General features: G+C 71.5%; 18 protein-coding genes, 2 pseudogenes and 1 riboswitch. Of the genes and pseudogenes, 11 read left to right on the forward strand and 9 right to left on the reverse strand.

Going from position 1 to position 20,655, the window contains the following annotated elements; translation table 11 throughout:
• Positions 1 to 17: 17 nt before the first annotated feature.
• From KIK06_RS12665 to pyrR, 6 genes are all read right to left on the reverse strand, one after another.
• Positions 18 to 917 (reverse strand): dihydroorotate dehydrogenase electron transfer subunit, encoded by a 900-nt coding sequence (locus KIK06_RS12665; RefSeq protein ID WP_017599989.1) that lies wholly within the window; start codon positions 915 to 917, stop codon positions 18 to 20.
• A 100-nt stretch (positions 918 to 1,017) separates the two neighbouring features.
• A complete protein-coding gene (carB, locus tag KIK06_RS12670; RefSeq protein ID WP_268643290.1) occupies positions 1,018 to 4,320 on the reverse strand; it encodes a carbamoyl-phosphate synthase large subunit in 3,303 nt (1,100 codons plus the stop codon).
• 12 nt (positions 4,321 to 4,332) lie between these two features.
• On the reverse strand, positions 4,333 to 5,478 hold the full coding sequence (carA, locus tag KIK06_RS12675; RefSeq protein WP_017599991.1) for a glutamine-hydrolyzing carbamoyl-phosphate synthase small subunit: 1,146 nt from the start codon (positions 5,476 to 5,478) through the stop codon (positions 4,333 to 4,335).
• Between the two features lie 50 nt (positions 5,479 to 5,528).
• Positions 5,529 to 6,830, reverse strand: a complete 1,302-nt coding sequence (locus tag KIK06_RS12680) for a dihydroorotase (protein WP_268643291.1) — start codon at positions 6,828 to 6,830, stop codon at positions 5,529 to 5,531.
• A gap of 125 nt (positions 6,831 to 6,955) precedes the next feature.
• Positions 6,956 to 7,864, reverse strand: coding sequence for an aspartate carbamoyltransferase catalytic subunit (locus KIK06_RS12685; RefSeq protein WP_268643292.1), 909 nt, complete (start codon positions 7,862 to 7,864; stop codon positions 6,956 to 6,958).
• A complete protein-coding gene (pyrR, locus tag KIK06_RS12690) occupies positions 7,864 to 8,604 on the reverse strand; it encodes a bifunctional pyr operon transcriptional regulator/uracil phosphoribosyltransferase PyrR (protein WP_268643293.1) in 741 nt (246 codons plus the stop codon). The genes KIK06_RS12685 and pyrR overlap by 1 nt, the downstream gene beginning before the upstream one ends.
• Positions 8,605 to 9,102: 498 nt before the next feature.
• Between pyrR and bldD the strand changes: the two genes are divergently transcribed.
• Together bldD and KIK06_RS12700 are read left to right on the forward strand one after the other, a co-directional pair.
• The gene (gene bldD, locus KIK06_RS12695; protein ID WP_017576791.1) at positions 9,103 to 9,597 is read left to right on the forward strand and encodes a transcriptional regulator BldD; all 495 of its coding nucleotides are present in this window, start codon (positions 9,103 to 9,105) and stop codon (positions 9,595 to 9,597) included.
• A 289-nt stretch (positions 9,598 to 9,886) separates the two neighbouring features.
• Complete coding sequence (locus tag KIK06_RS12700; protein ID WP_017599995.1) at positions 9,887 to 10,492, forward strand: GNAT family N-acetyltransferase; 606 nt, start codon at positions 9,887 to 9,889, stop codon at positions 10,490 to 10,492.
• Here the strand turns inward: KIK06_RS12700 and metF are convergent.
• Positions 10,413 to 11,273 carry a methylenetetrahydrofolate reductase [NAD(P)H] gene (gene metF / locus KIK06_RS12705; protein ID WP_026127855.1) on the reverse strand — a complete coding sequence of 287 codons (861 nt, stop codon included), beginning with the start codon at positions 11,271 to 11,273 and terminating at the stop codon, positions 10,413 to 10,415. The two genes, KIK06_RS12700 and metF, sit on opposite strands and share 80 nt — an antisense overlap.
• 226 nt (positions 11,274 to 11,499) lie before the next feature.
• On the opposite strand from metF, the gene KIK06_RS12710 reads away from it, so the two are divergent.
• The 6 genes and pseudogenes from KIK06_RS12710 to KIK06_RS12735 all read left to right on the forward strand — a co-directional run bounded on the left by KIK06_RS12710 (position 11,500) and on the right by KIK06_RS12735 (position 16,845).
• Positions 11,500 to 12,303, forward strand: coding sequence for a DUF817 domain-containing protein (locus tag KIK06_RS12710; protein ID WP_017599997.1), 804 nt, complete (start codon positions 11,500 to 11,502; stop codon positions 12,301 to 12,303).
• Between the two features lie 67 nt (positions 12,304 to 12,370).
• Positions 12,371 to 13,459 carry a polyprenyl synthetase family protein gene (locus tag KIK06_RS12715; RefSeq protein ID WP_268643294.1) on the forward strand — a complete coding sequence of 363 codons (1,089 nt, stop codon included), beginning with the start codon at positions 12,371 to 12,373 and terminating at the stop codon, positions 13,457 to 13,459.
• A 113-nt stretch (positions 13,460 to 13,572) separates the two neighbouring features.
• Positions 13,573 to 14,172 (forward strand): annotated as a pseudogene (locus KIK06_RS12720) (DUF418 domain-containing protein); the annotation flags it as partial.
• Positions 14,173 to 14,344: 172 nt separating this feature from the next.
• A complete protein-coding gene (locus KIK06_RS12725; protein ID WP_268643295.1) occupies positions 14,345 to 15,478 on the forward strand; it encodes an RNA-guided endonuclease InsQ/TnpB family protein in 1,134 nt (377 codons plus the stop codon).
• Positions 15,479 to 15,625: 147 nt separating this feature from the next.
• A pseudogene (locus KIK06_RS12730) lies at positions 15,626 to 15,883 on the forward strand (DUF418 domain-containing protein); the annotation flags it as partial.
• A gap of 68 nt (positions 15,884 to 15,951) precedes the next feature.
• A complete protein-coding gene (locus KIK06_RS12735; RefSeq protein WP_026127857.1) occupies positions 15,952 to 16,845 on the forward strand; it encodes an SDR family oxidoreductase in 894 nt (297 codons plus the stop codon).
• 148 nt (positions 16,846 to 16,993) lie between these two features.
• Here KIK06_RS12735 and thiE read toward each other — a convergent pair whose 3' ends face one another.
• Both thiE and KIK06_RS12745 read right to left on the reverse strand, forming a co-directional pair.
• On the reverse strand, positions 16,994 to 17,656 hold the full coding sequence (gene thiE / locus KIK06_RS12740) for a thiamine phosphate synthase (RefSeq protein WP_268643296.1): 663 nt from the start codon (positions 17,654 to 17,656) through the stop codon (positions 16,994 to 16,996).
• A gap of 149 nt (positions 17,657 to 17,805) precedes the next feature.
• On the reverse strand, positions 17,806 to 18,183 hold the full coding sequence (locus KIK06_RS12745) for an Rv2175c family DNA-binding protein (protein ID WP_394296858.1): 378 nt from the start codon (positions 18,181 to 18,183) through the stop codon (positions 17,806 to 17,808).
• Between the two features lie 103 nt (positions 18,184 to 18,286).
• Positions 18,287 to 18,399: riboswitch (TPP riboswitch) on the forward strand.
• Between KIK06_RS12745 and thiO the strand changes: the two genes are divergently transcribed.
• The 3 genes from thiO (at position 18,398) to KIK06_RS12760 (ending at position 20,609) form a co-directional block, all read left to right on the forward strand.
• Positions 18,398 to 19,630: a glycine oxidase ThiO gene (gene thiO / locus KIK06_RS12750; RefSeq protein WP_268643297.1), complete on the forward strand. Its 1,233-nt coding sequence runs from the start codon at positions 18,398 to 18,400 to the stop codon at positions 19,628 to 19,630. It overlaps the preceding riboswitch by 2 nt.
• Entirely contained in the window at positions 19,621 to 19,836 is a 216-nt protein-coding gene (gene thiS, locus KIK06_RS12755; RefSeq protein WP_268643298.1) for a sulfur carrier protein ThiS, read from the forward strand. The genes thiO and thiS overlap by 10 nt, the downstream gene beginning before the upstream one ends.
• Positions 19,837 to 19,838: 2 nt before the next feature.
• Positions 19,839 to 20,609, forward strand: coding sequence for a thiazole synthase (locus KIK06_RS12760; RefSeq protein ID WP_268643299.1), 771 nt, complete (start codon positions 19,839 to 19,841; stop codon positions 20,607 to 20,609).
• The last annotated feature ends 46 nt before the right edge of the window (positions 20,610 to 20,655 follow it).

The following is a 20,655-nucleotide window of genomic DNA, read 5'->3' on the forward strand; positions in this document are numbered from 1 at the left end:
CTCCAGGTGCGTGCCGGTCAGGCGATGTCGCGCGCGGACTCGGCCGCGCGGGCGGCTTTGGAGCCCTTCCAGCCCGGTGCGCCCAGGGCGTCGAAGGGGATGGAGCCGACGTCGTCGAAGCGCACCCGTTCGCCGCGAAACACCGGGCCGTCCACGCAGGAGCGCACCATGCGGGTGACACCGTCCTCCCCCACGACGGGGATCACGCAGGTCATGCAGATCCCCGTACCGCAGGCCATCGTCTCCTCCACCGAGACCTGGACGGGCACGCCGTGTTCGCCCGCCACCGCCGTGACCGCGCGCAGCATGGGCATGGGGCCGCAGGCGTACACCGCGTCGGACCGGGCCTCCTCGATGACCCGGCCGAGCACGTCGGTCACCTGGCCGCGTGTGCCGAAGGACCCGTCGTCGGTGGTGAAGACGGCCGTCTCGGCGACACGGCGGGCGGTGATGGCGCTGAACACGCGGTCGGACGAGGCCGCGCCCAGGACGAAGTCCACCCGGCAGCCCCGCCGGCGCAGGGCCTGGGCGAGCGGGAACAGCGGGGCGCTGCCCGACCCGCCGCCCACGAGCACGCAGTTGACCGGGTCCCGCGGCAACGGGAAGGGGCGGCCCAACGGTCCGACCACGTCCAGCAGGTCGCGCGATCTTCGTTCGGACAGCCACGCGGTACCCGTCCCCCGCACGGCGAACAGGAACTCGACGGTGCCCCCGTAGTCGGGTTTGACGTCGTGGATGGCGAAGGGGCGGCGCAGCAGGGTGCTGGAGTGGTCGCCGCCCACCCCCACCGTGACGAACTGCCCGGAGCGGAAGCGCTCGGCCACGCCCGGCGCGACCACGGTGATGGCGTAGTAGGCGTCCACCCGGCGCACGTTCAGCACGGGGCACCTGATCTGCACCGGTCCGTTGTCGCTCATGGTGTCCTGGAGCCTTCCTCGCCTCGGCCGTGCGTTCGCCGTGGGCGCGCGGTCCACGGCGAACGCACTCTACTGCGTCCGAGCCCGGTCTCCGGCCCGGTTACGCCCGGCTGGCGTCGAGGGTGCTCGCGTGCTCCTGGAGGGAGCGCACTCCCACATCGCCGCGCACTCGCGCCTCGATCGCCTGTACCGCGGCGGCCAGCCCCTGGACCGTGGTCACGCTGGGCACGCCGCGCACGACGGCCGCGGTGCGGATCTCGTACCCGTCCAGACGCGGTCCGGCCTGCCCGGCGCTGCCGAAGGGGGTGTTGACGATGAGGTCGACCCCGCCGTCGTGGATGAGCTGCACGATGGTCGGCTCGCCGTCGGGACCGGGGCCCTCGCTGTGCTTGCGCACGACGGTGGCGCGCACCCCGTTGCGGCGCAGGACCACGGCGGTGCCCTCGGTGGCCAGGATCTCGAAGCCCAGGTCGGCCAGGCGCTTGACCGGGAAGATCATCGAGCGCTTGTCCCGGTTGGCCACGGACACGAACACCCGGCCGCTGGAGGGCAGCTGTCCGTTGACGGCCAGCTGCGACTTGGCGTAGGCGGAGCCGAACTGTACGTCCAGGCCCATGACCTCGCCGGTGGAGCGCATCTCGGGGCCGAGGATGGTGTCGACGCCCTCGCCCTGCTTGTCGATGAACCGGCTGAAGGGCAGCACGGCCTCCTTGACCGAGACCGGCGCGTCGGCGGGCAGGTCTCCGCCGTCGCCCTCGGCGGGCAGCATGCCCTCGGACCGCAGCTCGGCGATGGTGCTCCCGGCCATGACGCGGGCCGCGGCCTTGGCCAGCGGCACGGCGGTCGCCTTGGACACGAACGGCACGGTGCGGGAGGCGCGCGGGTTGGCCTCCAGCACGTACAGGACCCCGGAGGCGAGCGCGTACTGGACGTTGAGCAGGCCGCGCACGCCGGTCCCCCGGGCGATGGCCTCGGTGGAGTAGCGGATCCGCTCGATGTCCTCGCTGCCCAGGGTGACCGACGGCAGGGTGCACGCCGAGTCGCCGGAGTGGATCCCGGCCTCCTCGATGTGCTCCATGACGCCGCCCAGGTACAGGTCGGTGCCGTCGTAGAGCGCGTCGACGTCGATCTCGATGGCGTCGTCGAGGAAGCGGTCGATCAGGACCGGGTGCTCGGGGCTGACCTCGGCGTTGCGCCGGATGTAGTCGGCGAGCATCGTCTCGCTGTAGACGATCTCCATGCCCCGGCCGCCGAGCACGTAGGACGGGCGGACCATGACCGGATAGCCGATCTCGTCCGCGGCCGCCTTGGCCTCCTCGAAGGAGTAGGCGGTGCCGTGCTTGGGCGCGGGCAGCCCGGCCTCGGCCAGGACCTTGCCGAACTCACCGCGGTCCTCGGCCAGGTCGATGGCCTCGGGGCTGGTGCCGATGACGGGCACCCCGGCGGCCTTGAGGCGGCGGGCCAGGCCGAGCGGGGTCTGTCCGCCCAGCTGCACGATGACCCCGGCGACCGGTCCGGTGGCCTGCTCGGCGCGGACGACCTCCAGGACGTCCTCCAGGGTGAGCGGCTCGAAGTAGAGCCGGTCGCTGGTGTCGTAGTCGGTGGAGACGGTCTCGGGGTTGCAGTTGACCATCACGGTCTCGTACCCGGCCTCGGACAGCGCGAAGGAGGCGTGGACGCACGAGTAGTCGAACTCGACGCCCTGGCCGATGCGGTTGGGTCCCGAACCGAGGATGATGATCTTGGGCCGGTCGCCGGTGGGGACCTCCGTCTCCTCGTCGTAGCTGGAGTAGAGGTAGGGCGTGCGGGCGGCGAACTCGGCGGCGCAGGTGTCCACGGTCAGGTAGACGGGGTGGATGCCCAGGGCGTGACGCAGCTCGCGGACCACGTCCTCGCGCTTGCCGGTGATCTCGCCGATCTGGACGTCGGAGAAGCCCAGTCCCTTGGCCTCGCGCAGCAGGTCCGCGTCGAGCTTGGGCGCGTCGGCCAGCACGCGGGCGGTCTCCTCCAACCGGAGCATCTGGTCGAGGAACCACGGGTCGATCCGGGTGGCCTCATGCAGTTCCTCGACGGTCGCTCCGGCGCGCAGGGCCTGCTGGACCTGGCGCAGGCGGTGCTCGGTCGGGGTGGCGGCCCGGCGCAGCAGGTCGCCCTTGTCCCCGGGCTCGCCCGCCCAGGTGAAGCCGACGTCCGCCTTCTCCACCGAGCGCATGGCCTTCTGGAGGGCCTCGGGGAAGGAGCGGCCGATGGCCATCGCCTCGCCGACGGACTTCATCGTGGTGGTGAGGCCGGGGTCGGCGCCCGGGAACTTCTCGAAGGCGAACCGGGGAACCTTGACGACCACGTAGTCGAGCGTGGGCTCGAAGCTGGCCGGAGTCTCCCGGGTGATGTCGTTGGGGATCTCGTCGAGCGTGTAACCGACGGCGAGCTTGGCGGCGATCTTGGCGATCGGGAAGCCGGTGGCCTTGGAGGCCAGCGCCGAGGAGCGGGACACGCGGGGGTTCATCTCGATGACGATGATCCGGCCGGTGGTGGGGTGGACGGCGAACTGGATGTTGCAGCCGCCGGTGTCCACGCCGACCTCGCGGATGACCGCGATGCCGATGTCGCGCAGTTTCTGGTACTCGCGGTCGGTCAGGGTCATGGCGGGGGCCACGGTGATGGAGTCACCGGTGTGCACGCCCATGGGGTCGAGGTTCTCGATGGAGCACACGACCACGACGTTGTCGTTGGTGTCGCGCATCAGCTCCAGCTCGTACTCCTTCCAGCCGAGGATGGACTCCTCCAGGAGCACCTCGGTGGTCGGGGAGAGCGCGAGGCCCTGTCCGGCGATACGGCGCAGCTCGGCCTCGTCGTGGGCGAAGCCGGAGCCGGCGCCGCCCATGGTGAAGGACGGCCGGACCACGACCGGGTAGTCCAGCTCCTCGGCGGCGTCCAGGCACTCCTGGAGGGTGTGGCAGATCCGGGAGCGCGCGGACTCGCCGCCGATGCGCTCGACGATCCCCTTGAAGGTCTCGCGATCCTCGCCGGACTGGATGGCCTCGATGTTGGCGCCGATCAGCTCGACGCCGTACTTCTCCAGGATGCCCGCCTCGTCCAGGGCGACGGCGGCGTTGAGCGCGGTCTGCCCGCCCAGGGTGGGCAGCAGGGCGTCGGGGCGCTCCTTGGCGATGATCTTCTCGATCATCTCGGTGGTGATCGGCTCGACGTAGGTGGCGTCGGCGATCTCCGGGTCGGTCATGATCGTGGCCGGGTTGGAGTTGACCAGGATGACCCGCAGGCCCTCGGCCCGCAGAACCCGGCAGGCCTGGGTACCCGAGTAGTCGAACTCGGCCGCCTGCCCGATCACGATCGGGCCGGAGCCGATCACGAGGACGGATGAAAGGTCACTACGGCGCGGCATGCTCTTCCTCTACTACTGCTTGGCAGCCGGTGCGGGCTGGGCGGACATCAGGTCGCAGAACTCGTCGAAGAGTCCGGCGGCGTCGTGGGGGCCCGCGGCGGCCTCCGGGTGGAACTGGACGCTGAACGCGGGGCGGTCCAGCAGCCGCAGGCCCTCGACGACCTGGTCGTTGAGGCCGATGTGGCTGACCTCGGCCCGGCCGTACGGGGTGTCGAAGGGGGCGTCGAGCGGCGCGTCGACGGCGAAGCCGTGGTTCTGGCTGGTGATGGCGACCTTGGTGGTGCGGGTGTCGCGCACCGGCTGGTTGACGCCCCGGTGGCCGAAGGTCAGCTTGTAGGTGCCCAGGCCCAGGGCGCGGCCCAGGATCTGGTTGCCGAAGCAGATGCCGAAGAGCGGCTTGCCCGCGTCCAGGACTCCGCGCATGGCGGCGACGGGGCCGTCGGCGGTGGCGGGGTCGCCGGGGCCGTTGCTGAAGAACACGCCGTCGGGGTCGAGGGCGAGGATGTCCTCGGTGGTGGCCGCGGCGGGCAGCACGGTGACGCGGCAGCCGCGCTCGGCCAGGCGCTGGGGCGTCATGGCCTTGATGCCGAGGTCGACGGCGGCCACGTGGAAGCGGGTCTCGACGCCCTCGGGCGGCAGGACCTCGTAGGACGCGTCGGTGCTGACCTCGGCGGCCAGGGCGGACCCGGCCATGGGCGGCTGCTCCATGATGCGGGCCAGCAGCGCCTTCGGGTCGGTCTCGACCGTACTGATCGCGGCGCGCATGGCGCCCCGGTCGCGCAGGTGGCGGGTCAGGGCGCGGGTGCCCCTGAGGGCGATGCCGACCACGCCCTGGCGGCGCAGCTCCTCGTCGAGGGTGCGCTGGGCGCGCCAGTTGGAGGGGATGCGCGCGGGCTCGCGGACGACGTACCCGGCGACCCAGATCCGGCCGGACTCGGGGTCGTCGTCGTTGACGCCGGTGTTGCCGATGTGCGGCGCGGTCATGGCGACGATCTGGCGGTGGTAGGAGGGGTCGGTGAGGGTCTCCTGGTAGCCGGTCATCCCGGTGTTGAAGACGGCCTCGCCGAAGGTCTCCCCGGTGGCGCCGAAGGAGCGGCCGTGGAACACGCGGCCGTCCTCGAGCACCAGAATCGCCGGTCCGCCGGTTTCCTCGGACACGTTCTCCCCCTCTACCGAACCAGTTCTGACCTGGATGTTCGCTGTCGTGTTCAACTGATCTTCCCCTCCAGGACGGTCGGAACCCCGCGCAGGAAGGTCGCGCGGACCCGGCCGGGCAGGGTCATGCCGCGGAAGGGGGTGTTGCTGCTCTTGGTGGCCATGGCCCCGCCGTCGACCTCGACGGGGTCCGCCGGGTCGTACAGGACGACGTTGGCGGGCTCACCGGCGGCCAGGGCGCGGCCGTGCTCGGAGACGCGGCCGATGCGGGCGGGTGCCGCGGACATCCGGTCGGCGACCTGGTCCCAGGTGAGCAGGCCGGTGTCGACCATCGTGCGCTGGACGACCGCGAGGGCGGTCTCCAGGCCGACCATGCCCATGGCGGCGGTGGACCACTCGGTCTCCTTGGCCTCCACCGGGTGGGGGGCGTGGTCGGTGGCCACGATGTCGATCGTTCCGTCGGCCAGCCCCTCGCGCAGCGCCTGGACGTCCTCGGCGGTGCGCAGGGGCGGGTTGACCTTGTAGATCGGGTCGTAGCTCTCGACCAGGTCGTCGGTGAGCAGCAGGTGGTGGGGGGTGACCTCGGCGGTGACGTCGCAGCCGCGGGCCTTGGCCCAGCGGATGATGTCGACGGACCCCTTGGTGGAGACGTGGCACACGTGCAGGCGGGATCCGACGTGCTGGGCGAGGAGGCAGTCGCGGGCGATGATCGCCTCCTCGGCGACCGCGGGCCAGCCGGGCAGGCCGAGGCGGTCGGAGACGCAGCCCTCGTTCATCTGGGCGCCCTCGGTCAGGCGGGGCTCCTGGGCGTGCTGGGCGACGACGCCGTCGAAGGCTTTGACGTACTCCAGGGCGCGGCGCATGAGCAGGGCGTCGGAGACGCAGATGCCGTCGTCGGAGAAGACGCGGACCTGGGCGGCGGAGTCGGCCATGGCGCCGATCTCGGCGAGGCGTTCACCGGCCAGTCCGACGGTGACGGCGCCGACGGGGCGCACGTCGCAGTAACCGGCCTCGCGGCCCAGGCGCCAGACCTGCTCGACGACCCCTGCGGTGTCGGCGACGGGGTCGGTGTTGGCCATGGCGTGGACCGCGGTGTAACCGCCCATCGCGGCGGAGCGGGAGCCGGTGGCGACGGTCTCGGCGTCCTCGCGGCCGGGTTCGCGCAGGTGGGTGTGGAGGTCGACCAGACCAGGCAGGGCGATGAGGCCGTCGGCGTCGATGGTCTCCGCGCCCTCGGGGGCGTTCAGGTCGGGGCCGACGGCCTCGATCCGGCCGTCGGCGAGCAGGATGTCGACGGGGTCGCCGCCGAGCGCTCGGGCGCGGCGGATCAGGTGCGGTCCGTGGGTGTCGGGCATCGCTGTGTGGATTTCCTCGTGTTCGGTGTGCGGAAGGCGGGTGCGGGCGCGACGGGGCGCGGGCGCGCGGCCCTGGTGTGGCGGGCGCGCGGCCCGGCGGACGCCGGTCGGGCCGTCGTCGGCGGTCAGGAGCCGCCGAGCAGCAGGTAGAGGACGGCCATGCGCAGGCTCACGCCGTTGGCGACCTGTTCGGTCACGGTGCAGCGCGGGGAGTCGGCGACCTCGGCGGAGATCTCCATGCCGCGGACCATCGGGCCCGGGTGCATGACGATGGCGTCCCCGGGCATGCGTGCCAGGCGTTCGCCGTCCAGTCCGTAGTTGCGGCTGTACTCGCGCACGGACGGGAAGTAGGACTCGGTCATGCGCTCGGCCTGCACCCGCAGCATCATCACCACGTCGGACTTGGGCAGGACCTCGTCGAGGTCGTAGGAGACCTCGCAGGGCCAGGTGTGCACCGAGACCGGCAGCAGGGTGGGCGGCGCGACCAGGGTGACGTGCGCGCCGAGGGTGGTCAGCAGGAGCACGTTGGAGCGGGCGACGCGGCTGTGCAGGATGTCGCCGACGACGGCGACCCGCAGCCCCTCCAGGCGGCCCAGGCGGGAGCGCATGGTGAAGGCGTCCAGGAGGGCCTGGGTGGGGTGTTCGTGGGTGCCGTCGCCCGCGTTGAGCACGGAGCCGTCGACCCAGTTGGCGAGCCGGTGGGCGGCCCCCGAGGCGCTGTGGCGGATGACGACGCCGTCGGCGCCCATCGCCTGGAGGGTCAGGGCGGTGTCCTTGAGGCTCTCGCCCTTGGAGACGCTCGACCCCTTGGCGGAGAAGTTGATGACGTCGGCGGACAGGCGCTTGGCGGCGAGCTCGAAGGAGGTGCGGGTGCGCGTGGAGTCCTCGTAGAAGAGGTTGACGACGGTGCGCCCGCGCAGGGTCGGCAGTTTCTTGACGGAGCGGTCGCTGACCCGTGCGAGCTCCTCGGCGGTGTCCAGGACGAGCGTGGCCTCGTCGCGGGTGAGGTCTCCGGTGGAGAGCAGGTGGCGCATCAGGAGTTCCCCTCCGTCGTACCGGGGCGCGTCGGGCGAGAACCGGGCCGCAGGCCTCCTTTGAGGGTGGTGGAGGGCGACGAAGAGGGAGGCTCGTCGGCCGTAGGCCGTCGTTTGAGGGTGGTGGAGGGCGACGGGCGGGCGGGGCCGAGCAGGACCGCGTCGTGGCCGTCGGTCTCGGTCAGACGGACGGTGACGTTCTCACGCAGGGAGGTCGGCAGGTTCTTGCCGACGTAGTCCGCGCGGATGGGCAGTTCCCGGTGGCCGCGGTCGACGAGGACGGCGAGCTGGACCGCGCGGGGGCGGCCGAGGTCGCCCAGGGCGTCCAGGGCGGCGCGCACGGTACGGCCGGAGAAGAGGACGTCGTCGACCAGGACGACGACGCGGTCGTCGAGGCCGCCCGCGGGGATCTCGGTCTTGCCGAGCGCGCGGGCGGGGGCCATCCGCAGGTCGTCGCGGTACATGGTGATGTCGAGGGAGCCCGTGGGCACCTTCAGGTCCTCGACGCGTTCGATCCGCTGGGCCAGGCGCTGGGCGAGGGGGACGCCGCGCGAGGGGATGCCCAGCAGGGTGACGTGTTGACCGCCCTTGGTGCGTTCGAGCACCTCGTGGGCGATGCGGGTGAGGGCCCGGTTGATCTCGGCCCCGTCGAGGACGGCCCGGCCGTCCTCGGGTGTGTCGGGGGACGTCGTGGGGTCGGTGGACCCGGCGTCACCCCTCGTCTGGTTTTGCGCACGCAAAGTAGTGACCCCTTCCCTGCCTCACTGGACAGGACGTTAAAGGATGTCGATCGGGGCCACGCTACCAGCGACGACAGGGACCCTCCAGAGGCGTCCGGCGCCAACCCGTCACGAATGTGACTCTCGTCACATAAAGAGTGGGCGCTTCATCACCCAAGGGTGACCGTTTCATGACTGGCCGGATTGGCCCCACGAGTAGGCAAAACACGAAAATGCCTGTCAGATCGGGCTTTTCGCCCACCTGATCTGCCCCACTCGCACCGATCAGTACAGACATGAGAGGTGTCTCACTTACGCACGGTTTGGCCACTGATTCGTCGCGTTTCACACCAACGGCTTGACCTGGAAGCCAGACCCCCCTAGCGTCACTGTCTGTAACCATTGCCGGGTGGGGTTGCACCCCGTGACCACCGATGGACCGCCTCGGCGGCCCGCCGAGGACGAGCGGACGTCTCCCCCACCACGCCAGCCACCGTCACGGCCGGGAGCGACAAGAAGATGCCATCCGAATACGCGAAGTCCCTCGGTGCGCGACTGCGTGCCATCCGCACCCAGCAGGGCCTGTCCCTGCACGGCGTGGAGGAGAAGTCCCACGGGCGTTGGAAGGCCGTCGTGGTCGGCTCCTACGAGCGCGGTGACCGCGCGGTCACCGTCCAGAAGCTCGCCGAACTGGCCGACTTCTACGGCGTCCCCATGTCGGAGCTCCTGCCCGGCGGAGCCGCCCCCACCCCCCTCGGCCCGACGCCCAAGCTGGTCATCGACCTGGAGCGCATGCAGCAGCTCCCGCAGGAGAAGGCGGGCCCGCTCTCCCGCTACGTGGCCACCATCCAGAGCCAGCGCGGTGACTACAACGGCCGCGTGCTGTCCATCCGCCAGGAGGACCTGCGCTCACTCGCGGTCATCTACGACAAGTCGCCGTCGGACCTGACCGAGGAGCTCATCAACTGGGGCGTCCTCGACCCCGAGGCGCGCCGCGCGGTCGACGCCTTCTAGGACCGACGCACCGCCCCGACCGGGCACGCACGAGAACCGGCGATCCACGGGACGCCGGTTTCTTGTGTGTCCGGGGCCGCCGCCGACCGTGACCGGTCCCGACGGGCCGCCCCGAACACGAGGGCGGCGCGGCCGGACGTGGGGCTTCCCCTCCCCAGCCCGGCCGCGCCGTCGTCCGCGGGGGTGACCCGTCGGACCACAATCGAACGCCAGTTCGATTGACCCCCAGTTAACCCCAGCCCGCCGAACGCGTCAAGCGTTCCGGTGACGGTCGGACTACGCTTGCGGAGTGGTACCAGACACCGAACTGCGCGAACTCGCCCCCGCGGCCTTCGCACACGCCGTCCCCGCCCTCCTCGGGGTGTACGAGGCGGCCATGCGCCCCCCGTCCGAACAACTGCCCGGCCGGGCCTCCGTCATGAACGGCCACGCCCACTACCCCGGTTTCCGCTCGGTGGTGGCGGTACACGGAGAACGACCGGTCGGCTTCGCCTACGGGTTCCACGGCTACGACGGCCAGTGGTGGCACGACGTCGTCACCGACGCGCTACGCGCCCGCGGCCGGACCCGGCTGGCGCGCCGGTACCTGTCCGACCCCCTGGAGATCGCCGAGGTCCACGTCCACCCGGACACGCAGAACCAGGGGGTGGGCAGGGCGATGCTGCACGCCCTGTGCGAAGGCAGGACGGAGCGCACCGCGGTGCTGTCCACACGCGAGGGACCGACCGCGGCCCGCCACCTGTACCGTTCGTGCGGGTTCACCGAACTGCTGGAGGAGTTCTCCTTCCCCGGCAGCCCGGATCAGCCCTTCTCGATCATGGCCGCGCGGTTGCCGCTGCGGAACTCCGGGGGGCGACCTCCCGGTAGATCTCCCTGGTGGCGGTGGACTGGTTGAAGGTGATGAAGTGGATGCCCGGCGCGCCCTCCTGGAGCAGCCGCTCGCACATGCCCTGGGCGTACTCGATACCGAAGGCCCGCACGGCCTCGGGGTCGTCGCCGAGGCCCTCGTAGCGCCGCGCCAGCTCGGGCGGGAAGGGGGCCCCGGACAGTTTCTCCGAGTGCGGGATCGAGGCCAGCTTCACCACGGGGAACACCTCGGGGATGATCGGCACCTCGCAGCCGCGGGCGGCCACGCGGTCGCGCAGCCGCAGGTAGTCCTCGACGTCGAAGAACATCTGCGTGATGGCGTAGTCGGCGCCGGCCTCGCACTTGCGCACGAAGTGGTCGGTGTCGGTCTCGACGTCGGCCGACCGGGGGTGCTTGTACGGGAAGGCCGCCACACCGACGCTGAAGTCACCGCTCTCCTTGAGCAGTCGGACCAGCTCCTCGGCGTAGGTCAGCCCCTGCGGGTGCCGGACCCACTCGCCCGTCGGGTCGCCGGGCGGGTCGCCGCGCACGGCCAGCATGTTGGACACGCCCGCGTCGGACAGCCGTCCGATGAGGTGCCGCAGCTCCGCCACCGAGTGGTCGACCAGCGTCATGTGCGCGACCGGCAGCAGCGTGGTGTCGGTCGCGATGCGCTCGGTGGTCTCCACGGTGAGGTCGCGCGTGCCACCGCCCGCACCGTAGGTGACCGAGACGAACGAGGGGCCCAACGCCTCGATCTCACGGATCGCGCGCCAGAGCCGCGCCTGGGACTTGGGCCCGCGCGGAGGGAAGAACTCGAAGGAGAACATCGGTTCGCCCGCGTCGAGGAGTTCCCGGATCTGACGCGGCCGTGCGGCCGTGTTTCGGAGCCCCGCGGGGCGTGTCGGTGCTGCCAGCATGCGTACAACCTTAGGCGAGCCCCCCTCACCCGCCGGAAGGGGTGTCCCACTCCGTGAGACGGTGAACGCGAAATGTGTCCGGACACACCCCCCGAATCCGGATGCGTCGGACGGGTGCTCCTGCGATCATCGGCCGATGGCACCGCGTTCCCCCCGACTCCTGTACGTCCTCGCGCAGCTCCTGAGGTTCGCCTGGCTCCAGGCCCGGGCGTGCGCCTTCGCGGCGTGCATGTTCGTCGGCATGGCGGCGTCCACCGTGGTGCCCCTGCCCCTCCCCCGTTACGACGCGCTCCTGCTGTACGCCGTGGCCGTGACCGCCGTGTTCTGGGGGCTGCGGCTGGAGAGCGGGCGGGAGATCGCCGCGATCGCGGGCTTCCACGTCGTGGGGCTGGCCTTCGAGCTGGTCAAGGTACGGCTGGGGTCGTGGTCCTACCCCGAGCAGGCGTGGACGGTGCTGTGGGGTGTGCCCCTGTACAGCGGATTCATGTACGCGGCCGTGGGCTCCTACATCGTGGGGGCGTGGCGACTGCTGGAACTGTCCCTGGTGGGCTACCGGGCCCGGGCCACCACCGCCGTGGCGGTCGCGATCTACCTCAACTTCCTCACGCACCACTGGCTCCCCGACCTGCGAGCGCTGTTGGCCGTCGTGCTCATCGTGGTGACGTGGGGGACGTGGGTGTACTTCACCGTGGGTGAGGCGCGCTACCGGATGCCGCTGTCCCTGTCGTTCCTGTTGATCGGGGTGTTCCTGTGGGTGGCGGAGAACGTGTCCACCCTGTTCGACGCCTGGCGCTACCCGCACCAGGCGGACGGGTGGGACTTCGTGCACGTCGCCAAGCTCGGCGCGTGGGCGCTCCTGGTGACGGTGTCCTTCGTCCTGGTCGCCAGCTGGCACCAGACTCGGGACAGCGGGGAGAAACACGCCTCGGACGTCCGCTGAGCGAAAGCCGGCCGGCGTTCCCGCGAAACCGGACCGCCCGTCCCGACCAGCCGCTAGTGTGCTGGGTATGGCCCCTTCCCCTTCCTCAGCCACGTCCGTCTCACCCGTCTCCGTCATCCGCTCCGCCGTGGACGGCGAGCTGACCGCGTTCTGCACCACGCACCGGGCGCGGCTCCTGGAGATCGGCGCCGAGCTGGCCCCGGCCATGGACGCCCTGGAGGCGATGCTCTCCGGTGGCAAGCGTCTGCGCCCCACTTTCTGCTACTGGGGCTGGCGCGGCGCGGGCGGCGCCGGGGACGACGGGCGGATCGTACGCGCGGCGGCGTCCCTGGAGTTCCTCCAGGCGTGCGCGCTGATCCACGACGACGTGATCGACCGCAGCGACACCCGGCGGGGGCTGCCCGCCACGCACAAGCGGTTGGCGGCCCTGCACGCCGAACACGGGTGGAGCGGTGACAGCGAGGGGTTCGGGCAGGGCGCGGCGATCCTCATCGGCGACATCTGCCTGGCCTGGTCCGACGAGATGTACCAGGCGAGCGGGTTCGCCCTGGAGACGCTCCAGGCCGGTCGGCCGCCCTTCGACGCGATGCGCACCGAGGTGATGGCGGGACAGTACCTGGACACCCTGGAGCAGGTGCGGGGCACGAGCACCCGTGAGGCCGCGCTGCGCGTGATGCGCTACAAGTCCGCCAAGTACACGATCGAGCGGCCCCTGCACCTGGGCGCGGCGCTGGCCGGACGCCTCGACGCCCTGGAGGGCGTCTACACCGACTACGGCCTGCCCCTGGGAGTGGCCTTCCAGCTGCGCGACGACGTCCTCGGGGTGTTCGGCGACCCCGGCACCACCGGCAAGCCCGCTGGGGACGACCTGCGCGAGGGTAAGCGCACCCTGGTGGTGGCCGAGACCCTCGCGCGCGCGGGGAAGGCCGACGCGGACCGGTTCCGCACCCTGTTGGGAACACCCGACCTGTCGGCGGAGTCGGTCGAGTGGATGTGCGCGCTGATCACGGACTCCGGGGCGCTCAAGGCGTGCGAGGCCGTCATCGAGGAGTACGCCGGGCAGGCGATGGACGCCCTGGAGAGCCCCGGTCTGGACGCCGCCGCCCGCGAACCGCTGCGGCGGCTCGTGGTGGCCGCCACGTCCCGGACGCACTGACCGCCCCGGGGCGATCGCTCCCCGACGAACGGGTGGGACAGACCGTACGAAAGTAGGTTGTCCCACCCCGTTTCCCCCCGGTTGAATCGGCGGCAGCCACATCGCCAGCACGGGGGGCGTCGGACGCGGCCGCGCAGTTCTTCACCATGGTGGCCGTGGACTCGCGCAGCTACCCCATGTTCGCGTTCCTGTTCGGCTACGGCATCGTGCGGCTGGCCACGCGTCAGGAGGCGGCCGGGGCCGGCCCGAAGGACGTGTCCGCCCTGCTGCGGCGGCGCAACCTGTGGCTGCTGGGGTTCGGTTTCGTCCACGCCCTCCTGCTGTGGTTCGGCGATGTCCTGGGCGCCTACGGACTGGCCGGTCTGGTGTTGTGCTGGCTGTTCCTCCGCCGCAGGGACACCACGCTGCTGGTGTGGGCCGGGGCGCTCACCGGGATCATGGTGCTACTGTCCGCGGTCGGCCTGCTGGGGCTCGTGTTCCAGCAGACCGGTACGGAGACCGCGACATCGGTCTCCGACGGTGTGGACATGATGGCCGGCAACATCGAGAACCCCTCCGTGATCGGCGCCGCCCTCGGCCGTATCACCGCCTGGCCCGTGGTCGTCCTCGGCCAGGGTCTGGTGGGGCTGGTGGTCCCCACCGTGATACTGCTCGGATTCTGGGCCGCGCGCCACCGGATCCTGGAGGAGCCCGGGCGCCACCTCGTCCTGCTGTGCGTGGTGCTGACCGCACTGACCGCCGCCGGGAAGCGCTCGATCTCGTGCTACCTGTCTTATCCGAGAGTGCTCCGGCGTTCACGCCGAAGGTGAATCGAATCCGAACCCTCGCTCGTCCGTCAGCACAGGCGGCCCCGGTCTTGTCGTAGGCGGGTGTGAGGATGCGGGTGTGCAGCTCCGATACCAGTTCCGTGCGTACCCGGACGCCGACCAGCGCACCGCGCTGGCCCAGACGTTCGGGTGCGCTCGCGTGGTCTACAACGACGCCCTGCGAGCGCGTGAGACCGCCCGCGCCGACGGCGAGGCGTTCCCCAAGACCGACGAGTTGTCCACGCGGTTGATCACCGACGCGAAGAAGACCGCCGAACGGTCCTGGCTGGGCGAGGTATCGGCTGTGGTCCTCCAGCAGTCCCTGCGCGACCTGGAGGCGGCCTACCGCAACTTCTTCGACGGTCTCAAAGGCAAGCGCCCCAAGATGGGGCCGCCCCGGTTCAAGTCCCGCAAGGACCACCGCCAGTCGGTCCGGTTCACCGCCAACGCCCGCTGGAAGATCACCGAGCAGGGCAAACTGTCGCTGCCCAAGATCGGCGAGGTAAAGGTGAAGTGGTCCAGGCCCCTTCCCTCAACCCCGTCCACGGTGACCCTCATCAAGGACGCTGCAGGCCGGTACTTCGCCTCGTTCGTGGTCAAAACCGACGACGAGCCGTTCCCGGAGACCATGGCTGATGTGGGCATCGATCTGGGGTTGGGGCACTTCGCGGTGCTCTCCGACGGCACTAAGTTGTCCAACCCGAGGTTCCTGCGTCGCGCGGAGAGGAAGCTGAAGAAGGCCCAGCGCGCCCTGTCCCGCAAACAGAAGGGGGCCAAGAACCGGGTCAAGGCGCGGGTCAGGGTCGCCCGCGCCCACGCGAAGGTCACCGACGCGCGCCGCGAGTTCCACCACCAGCTCTCCACGAGGATCATCCGCGACAACCAAGCGGTGTACGTGGAGGATTTGTGTGTGAAGGGGCTGGGGCGCACCCGGTTGGCCAAGAGTGTGCACGATGCCGGGTGGTCGGCGTTCGTGGCCATGTTGGAGTACAAGGCCGCCCGGTACGGGCGCACGTTCGCCAGGGTGGACCGGTTCCTGGCCTCCTCCCAAACCTGTTCGGAGTGCTGGGTGGTGGACGGGCCCAAACCGCTGCACGTGCGCACCTGGACGTGCTCGGGATGCGACACCGAACACGATCGGGACGTGAACGCGTCCAGGATTGTGCTCGCCGCTGGACGGAAACTCGCCGGAGCGCGGGAAGCGGAGAGCTGAAACGCCTGTGGAGTCGGGGTAAGACCACCACTTTCGGGTGGGGCTCCGGTCAGCGAAACAGGAACCAGCGGGCGCCGTGAGGCGCACCGCGCCCACAGCCGCGAGGCTGTGGGAATCCCCGGGGGCCGACCCCGGGGAGGACGTCAACTCGGGCAGTCGGTTCTGTGCGCGCCGCTGCTGTCCGCCTGGGGGCTCGGACTGGCCGTGCATCTGACCTCGTGGAGCATGGTCCTGTTCGCCGTCGGCGTGTGGCTGGTGACGGTCGTGACCGCCTACGTGCTGGAGCGTGCGGGCCGACGCGGGCCGGCCGAGGTCCTGCTGCGCCGGCTGTCCTACCGTCGCCCGCTCGGGAGACAGGTCACGGGGTCCTCCGACGACACGGACCAAGAGCGGACCACCCGCTGACCGGAAGCCGCAAAAACGCGCGTGCCGTTCGGCGCCCGGCCCGCCTCGATCCCTCAGGATGGGGTGTCATGGGCGACGATCACATGACAAACCACACCATAGGGGTGACCGGGGCGACCGGGGCGATCGGTGGACGCGTCGCGGCCCGGATCGCACGGCTCGGGCTGACGCAGCGGCTCATCGTCCGCGACATCAACCGGGCACCCGAGTACCCCGGAAGCAGCGCCGCCATGGCGGCCTACGAGGACACCACGGGCTTCGAACGGGCCTGCCGCGGGGTGGACACACTGTTCCTCGTGTCGGCGACCGAGTCGGAGGACCGGATCGACGCGCACACGAGCGCGGTGGACGCGGCGGTGAAGGCGGGGGTGTCGCGGATCGTCTACCTGTCCTTCCTGAACGCCGGGCCCGCGGCCACCTTCACCTTCGCGCGGACCCACTTCTTCACCGAGGCGCACATCCGGCTGTCCGGCGTGGCGCACACGTTCCTGAGACCCAGCCTGTACCTGGACCTGTTGCCGCGGTGGGCGGACGAGCACGGTGTGGTGCGCGGGCCCGCCGGTGACGGCCGCGTCGCCTGGGTTTCACGCGACGACGTGGCGGACGTGGCGACCGCGGCACTGACCGACCCGGCGGTGGTCGCGGTGTCGGCGAACGCGACCTACGACGTGACCGGACCGGAGGCGCTGACCCTGGGCGCCACGGTGGACAAGCTGTCCTCGCTCACCGGACGCACCGTCCGGTACGTGCCGGAGACCTGGGATGAGGCGTTGGAGTCACGCCGCGCCGGCGGGGCACCCGAGTGGGCGGTCGAGGGGTGGGCGTCGTCGTACGCGGCGATCGCCACCGGGGAGATGGACGTCGTCGCACCCACCGTGCCGAAGCTGACCGGCCACCCGGCCCAGTCCATCGAGGGGTTTTTGCGGCGCCACCCGAGCGCGCTGTCGCACGTGGCCGTGTGACCGCCGCCGCGGGTGGCGTCCCCTGAGGCGGTCGCCTCAGGGGGTTTCGGTCGGGCGCCGCCAGAGTTCTCAGAGGTCGGGAGCGCGCCGTAGGCGCCCGCCGAGGGTGCCCGCCCCGCAGTGGGGCGAAGGCCCGGGGAGAACACCGCTACGCGCGGGCGGCCAGCCGGGCACGCAGCTCGGCGGCGGCCGCCCTGGGGTCCTCCGCCTCCGTGATCGCACGGACGACCACGACCCGGCGGGCCCCGGCCTCCAGCACACGGTCGATGTTGGACAGGTCGATGCCGCCGATGGCGAACCACGGCTTGTCGGTGTCCAGGGCCGCGACCCGCTCGACGAGTTCCAGTCCGGCGGCGGGCCGTCCCGGCTTGGTCGGGGTGGCCCAGGTCGGGCCGACGCAGAAGTAGTCGCTACCGAGTTCGGCCGCGGAGGCGGACGCGGCCTCGATGTCGTTGTTGGAGCGGCCGATGATCGGGTCCGCCCCGATGATGTCCCGGGCCATGGGGACGGGCAGGTCACGCTGGCCCAGGTGCAGGATGTCGGCGCGTACGGCGCGGGCGATGTCGGCGCGGTCGTTGACGGCGAGCAGGGCGCCGTGCCGCTCGCAGGCCTCCCGCAGCACCTCCAGGGCCGCGATCTCCTCGCGGGCCTCCAGGTCCTTGTCGCGGAGCTGGATGATGTCCACGCCCCCGGCGAGGGCGGCGTCGGCGAACTCGGCGAGATCACCGCGCTCGCGCCGGGCGTCGGTGCACAGGTACAGAAGGGATGCGTCCAGGTGCTTGCGCAGGCTGGTTCCGTGGCTGGTCCTCACGTTGCCACCCTAGGGCCTGTGCCGTGGGTCACCCAAGGGGAGACCCACGGCGGCGTGCCCCGGGTCCGTCCGCGGCACGGTGGCCCGCCGGGGTCGCCGTTCGCCCGACGGACGGGCCGGAGCGAGGCGAGGGCCCGGGGAAGGGCGGCTCAGAAGGCCAAGCCCTGGGCCCGACGGCGGACCTCGGTGCCCCGGTTCTCGCGCATCGCCTGGATCGGGGTCCCCGGCAGGGACTCGTCGGGCGTGAACAGCCAGCGCAGGGCCTCCTCGGTGGAGAAGCCCGCGTCGCTGAGCAGCACCAGGGTGCCCGGCAGCCCCTTGACGAGGTCGTCACCGTCGAGGAACGCGGCCGGGATGGACAGTTCGCCGGAGCGGACCACGCCCATCATGCGGTTCTCCCGGATCAGCTGCTTGATCCGGTTCGGGCTCACGCCCAGCGGCGCCGCCGCCTCCCTGAGGGTCAGCCACTCGCCGACCAGAGCGTCGATGTCGGGTTCGTGTTGTGTCACACCACCAATCTGCCACATCGGCGAAGGGGGGCGGACACCCTCGTGGGGCGGGGCCCCGAGCCTCCGGGGAGATCCCCGTCACCACCTCCCGGACCGGGGTCATCTAGGATGAACGCGGAAGTGAACGTCCCGCGGGAGCCGGGTGGACCCGGCTGAGAGGGAGGCTGGTCCGGCCTCCGACCGCACGAACCTGATCCGGGTCATACCGGCGAAGGGAGTGGAACCCGGCGCCATGCGCATTTCGAACGAACCCCGCCCCGCGACGAGTCGTCCTACCAATGTCGGTGACCGGGTGGTGGTGGTCGGCGGGGGCCTCATCGGGCGGGTCACCGCCTGGCGCGCCGCCCAACGCGGGCTGTCCGTCACCCTGGTCGAACCCGACCCCGTCGACGAACCGCGGCGTGCCCGGGCCTCCTCCGTGGTCGCGGCGGGCATGCTCACACCCACCACCGAGGCGGTGTTCGGGGAGGAGCGGCTCGTGGAGCTCGGTGTCCGCTCCGCGGGACTGTACGCCGACTTCGTGGCCGAGCTGGAGGAGGTCAGCGGCGTTTCGGTGGGCCACCGCACCACCGGCACGCTCCTGGTCGCCTTCGACCGGGACGACCTGGCCGTCCTCGACGACCTCCACGGTCTGCAGAAGCGCATCGGCGCCACCGGTGAGCGGCTGACCAGCCGCGAGTGCCGACGCCTGGAACCCATGCTCGCCCCGTCCGTACGGGGCGGCCTGCTCGCCCCCGACGACCACTCGGTGGACCCCCGTCTGCTGCTGCGCGCCCTGGCCGTGGCGGGTGAACGGGCGGGTGTGGTCGAGGTGGCCGACCGGGTCGAGGGGGTCGACCGCGCCACCGGCGGCGCCCGGCTGGGCGTGCGTCTGGCGGGAGGCGGTGTGCTGCCCACCGACCAGGTGGTCCTGGCCGCGGGCTGCTGGAACGAGCGGATCGCGCTCCCCGAACCGGTGGTGCCGCACCTGCGCCCGGTCAAGGGCCAGTTGCTGCGGATGCGCCCGCCCGCCGGTGAACCGCCGCTCGTCTCCCGTACGGTCCGTGGCCTGGTCCGGGGCTTCCCCGTCTACTTCGTGCCCCGGGAGGACGGCGAGGTCGTCGTCGGCGCCACCCAGGAGGAGCTGGGGTATGACACCGCGCTGACCGCCGGAGGGCTCTGGCAGGTCCTGCGCGACGCGCGCGAACTCGTCCCGGGGGTGACCGAACTGGAGATCACCGAGACCTGCGTCGGCCTGCGCCCGGGTTCACCCGACAACGAACCGCTCCTGGGTCCCACCCGGATTCCCGGGGTGCATCTGGCGGGCGGGCACCACCGGCACGGCGTTCTGTTGACGCCGGTCACCGGTGAGGCCATGGGCGAGGCCCTCACCAGCGGCACCCTGCCGGAGTACGCCCGCCCCTTCGCCGCCGACCGCGGGCTGGGCGGCGACCACACGAGCACGTGGGAGAAGCAGTGGAACTGATCATCAACGGCGACCGGCGCGAGGTCACCGAGGGCACCACCGTCGGCGCCGTCGTGCGCGACCTGACCGTGACCGGGGACGGCGAGGTCCCCGGCGGCATCGCGGTGGCCGTCAACGACGAGGTCGTGCGACGGACCGCCTGGGCGGACACGCGCCTGGACACCGGAGACCGTGTGGACGTCCTGACCGCCGTGCAGGGAGGCTGACCATGACCGACATCCTCGACGACCCGCTGGTGATCGCCGGCACCTCCTTCGGGTCCCGACTCATCACCGGCACCGGGGGCGCCCCGTCGCTGGAGGTGCTGGAGGAGGCGCTCGTCACCTCGGGGACCGAGCTGACCACCGTGGCGATGCGCCGCGTCGCTCCCGGCACGCGGGGGTCGGTGTGGGACGTCCTGACCCGCAACAAGATCCGGCCCCTGCCGAACACGGCGGGCTGCTTCACCGCCGCCGACGCGGTGCGCACCGCCAGGCTCGGCCGGGAGGCCCTGGGCACCGACTGGGTGAAGTTGGAGGTCGTCGCGGACGAGCACACGCTCCTGCCCGACCCCGTGGAGCTGCTGGACGCGGCGGAACGACTGGTCGACGAGGGCTTCACCGTGCTCCCGTACACCAACGACGACCCCGTCCTGGCCCGCCGCCTCGAACAGCTGGGCTGCGCGGCGGTCATGCCGCTGGCCGCGCCGATCGGCTCCGGCTTGGGCATCCGCAACCCGCACAACCTGGAGCTGATCGTCGAACAGGCCGGGGTGCCGGTGATCGTGGATGCCGGGATCGGCACCGCCAGCGACGCCGCCCTGGCCATGGAGCTCGGTTGCGACGCCGTCCTGCTCGCCACGGCCGTGACACGCGCCCAGGACCCGGTGCGGATGGCGGCGGCCATGCGCGACGCCGTACGCGCGGGGCGCGGCGCGCGTCTGGCGGGGCGGATCCCCGTCCGCCGACACGCCCAGGCGTCATCCCCGGCGATCGACTGACGACGCGCGGTAGGCGCCGCCGGAGCCCCCGGCGGCGTCACGTACG

The organism is Nocardiopsis sp. EMB25, assembly GCF_026797795.1.
Classification (GTDB): Bacteria; Actinomycetota; Actinomycetes; order Streptosporangiales; family Streptosporangiaceae; genus Nocardiopsis; species Nocardiopsis lucentensis.

Excerpts from the sequence above, each read along its gene's own strand:
- KIK06_RS12760 (WP_268643299.1), top strand. The coding sequence starts at position 19,839 with ATGACCGACATCCTCGACGACCCGCTGGTGATCGCCGGCACCTCCTTC.
- KIK06_RS12665 (WP_017599989.1), bottom strand. The coding sequence starts at position 917 with ATGAGCGACAACGGACCGGTGCAGATCAGGTGCCCCGTGCTGAACGTG.
- bldD (WP_017576791.1), top strand. The coding sequence starts at position 9,103 with ATGCCATCCGAATACGCGAAGTCCCTCGGTGCGCGACTGCGTGCCATC.
- metF (WP_026127855.1), bottom strand. The coding sequence starts at position 11,273 with ATGTTCTCCTTCGAGTTCTTCCCTCCGCGCGGGCCCAAGTCCCAGGCG.
- thiO (WP_268643297.1), top strand. The coding sequence starts at position 18,398 with ATGCGCATTTCGAACGAACCCCGCCCCGCGACGAGTCGTCCTACCAAT.
- KIK06_RS12680 (WP_268643291.1), bottom strand. The coding sequence starts at position 6,830 with ATGCCCGACACCCACGGACCGCACCTGATCCGCCGCGCCCGAGCGCTC.
- KIK06_RS12685 (WP_268643292.1), bottom strand. The coding sequence starts at position 7,864 with ATGCGCCACCTGCTCTCCACCGGAGACCTCACCCGCGACGAGGCCACG.
- carB (WP_268643290.1), bottom strand. The coding sequence starts at position 4,320 with ATGCCGCGCCGTAGTGACCTTTCATCCGTCCTCGTGATCGGCTCCGGC.
- KIK06_RS12745 (WP_394296858.1), bottom strand. The coding sequence starts at position 18,183 with ATGTGGCAGATTGGTGGTGTGACACAACACGAACCCGACATCGACGCT.
- KIK06_RS12735 (WP_026127857.1), top strand. The coding sequence starts at position 15,952 with ATGGGCGACGATCACATGACAAACCACACCATAGGGGTGACCGGGGCG.
- KIK06_RS12710 (WP_017599997.1), top strand. The coding sequence starts at position 11,500 with ATGGCACCGCGTTCCCCCCGACTCCTGTACGTCCTCGCGCAGCTCCTG.
- KIK06_RS12715 (WP_268643294.1), top strand. The coding sequence starts at position 12,371 with ATGGCCCCTTCCCCTTCCTCAGCCACGTCCGTCTCACCCGTCTCCGTC.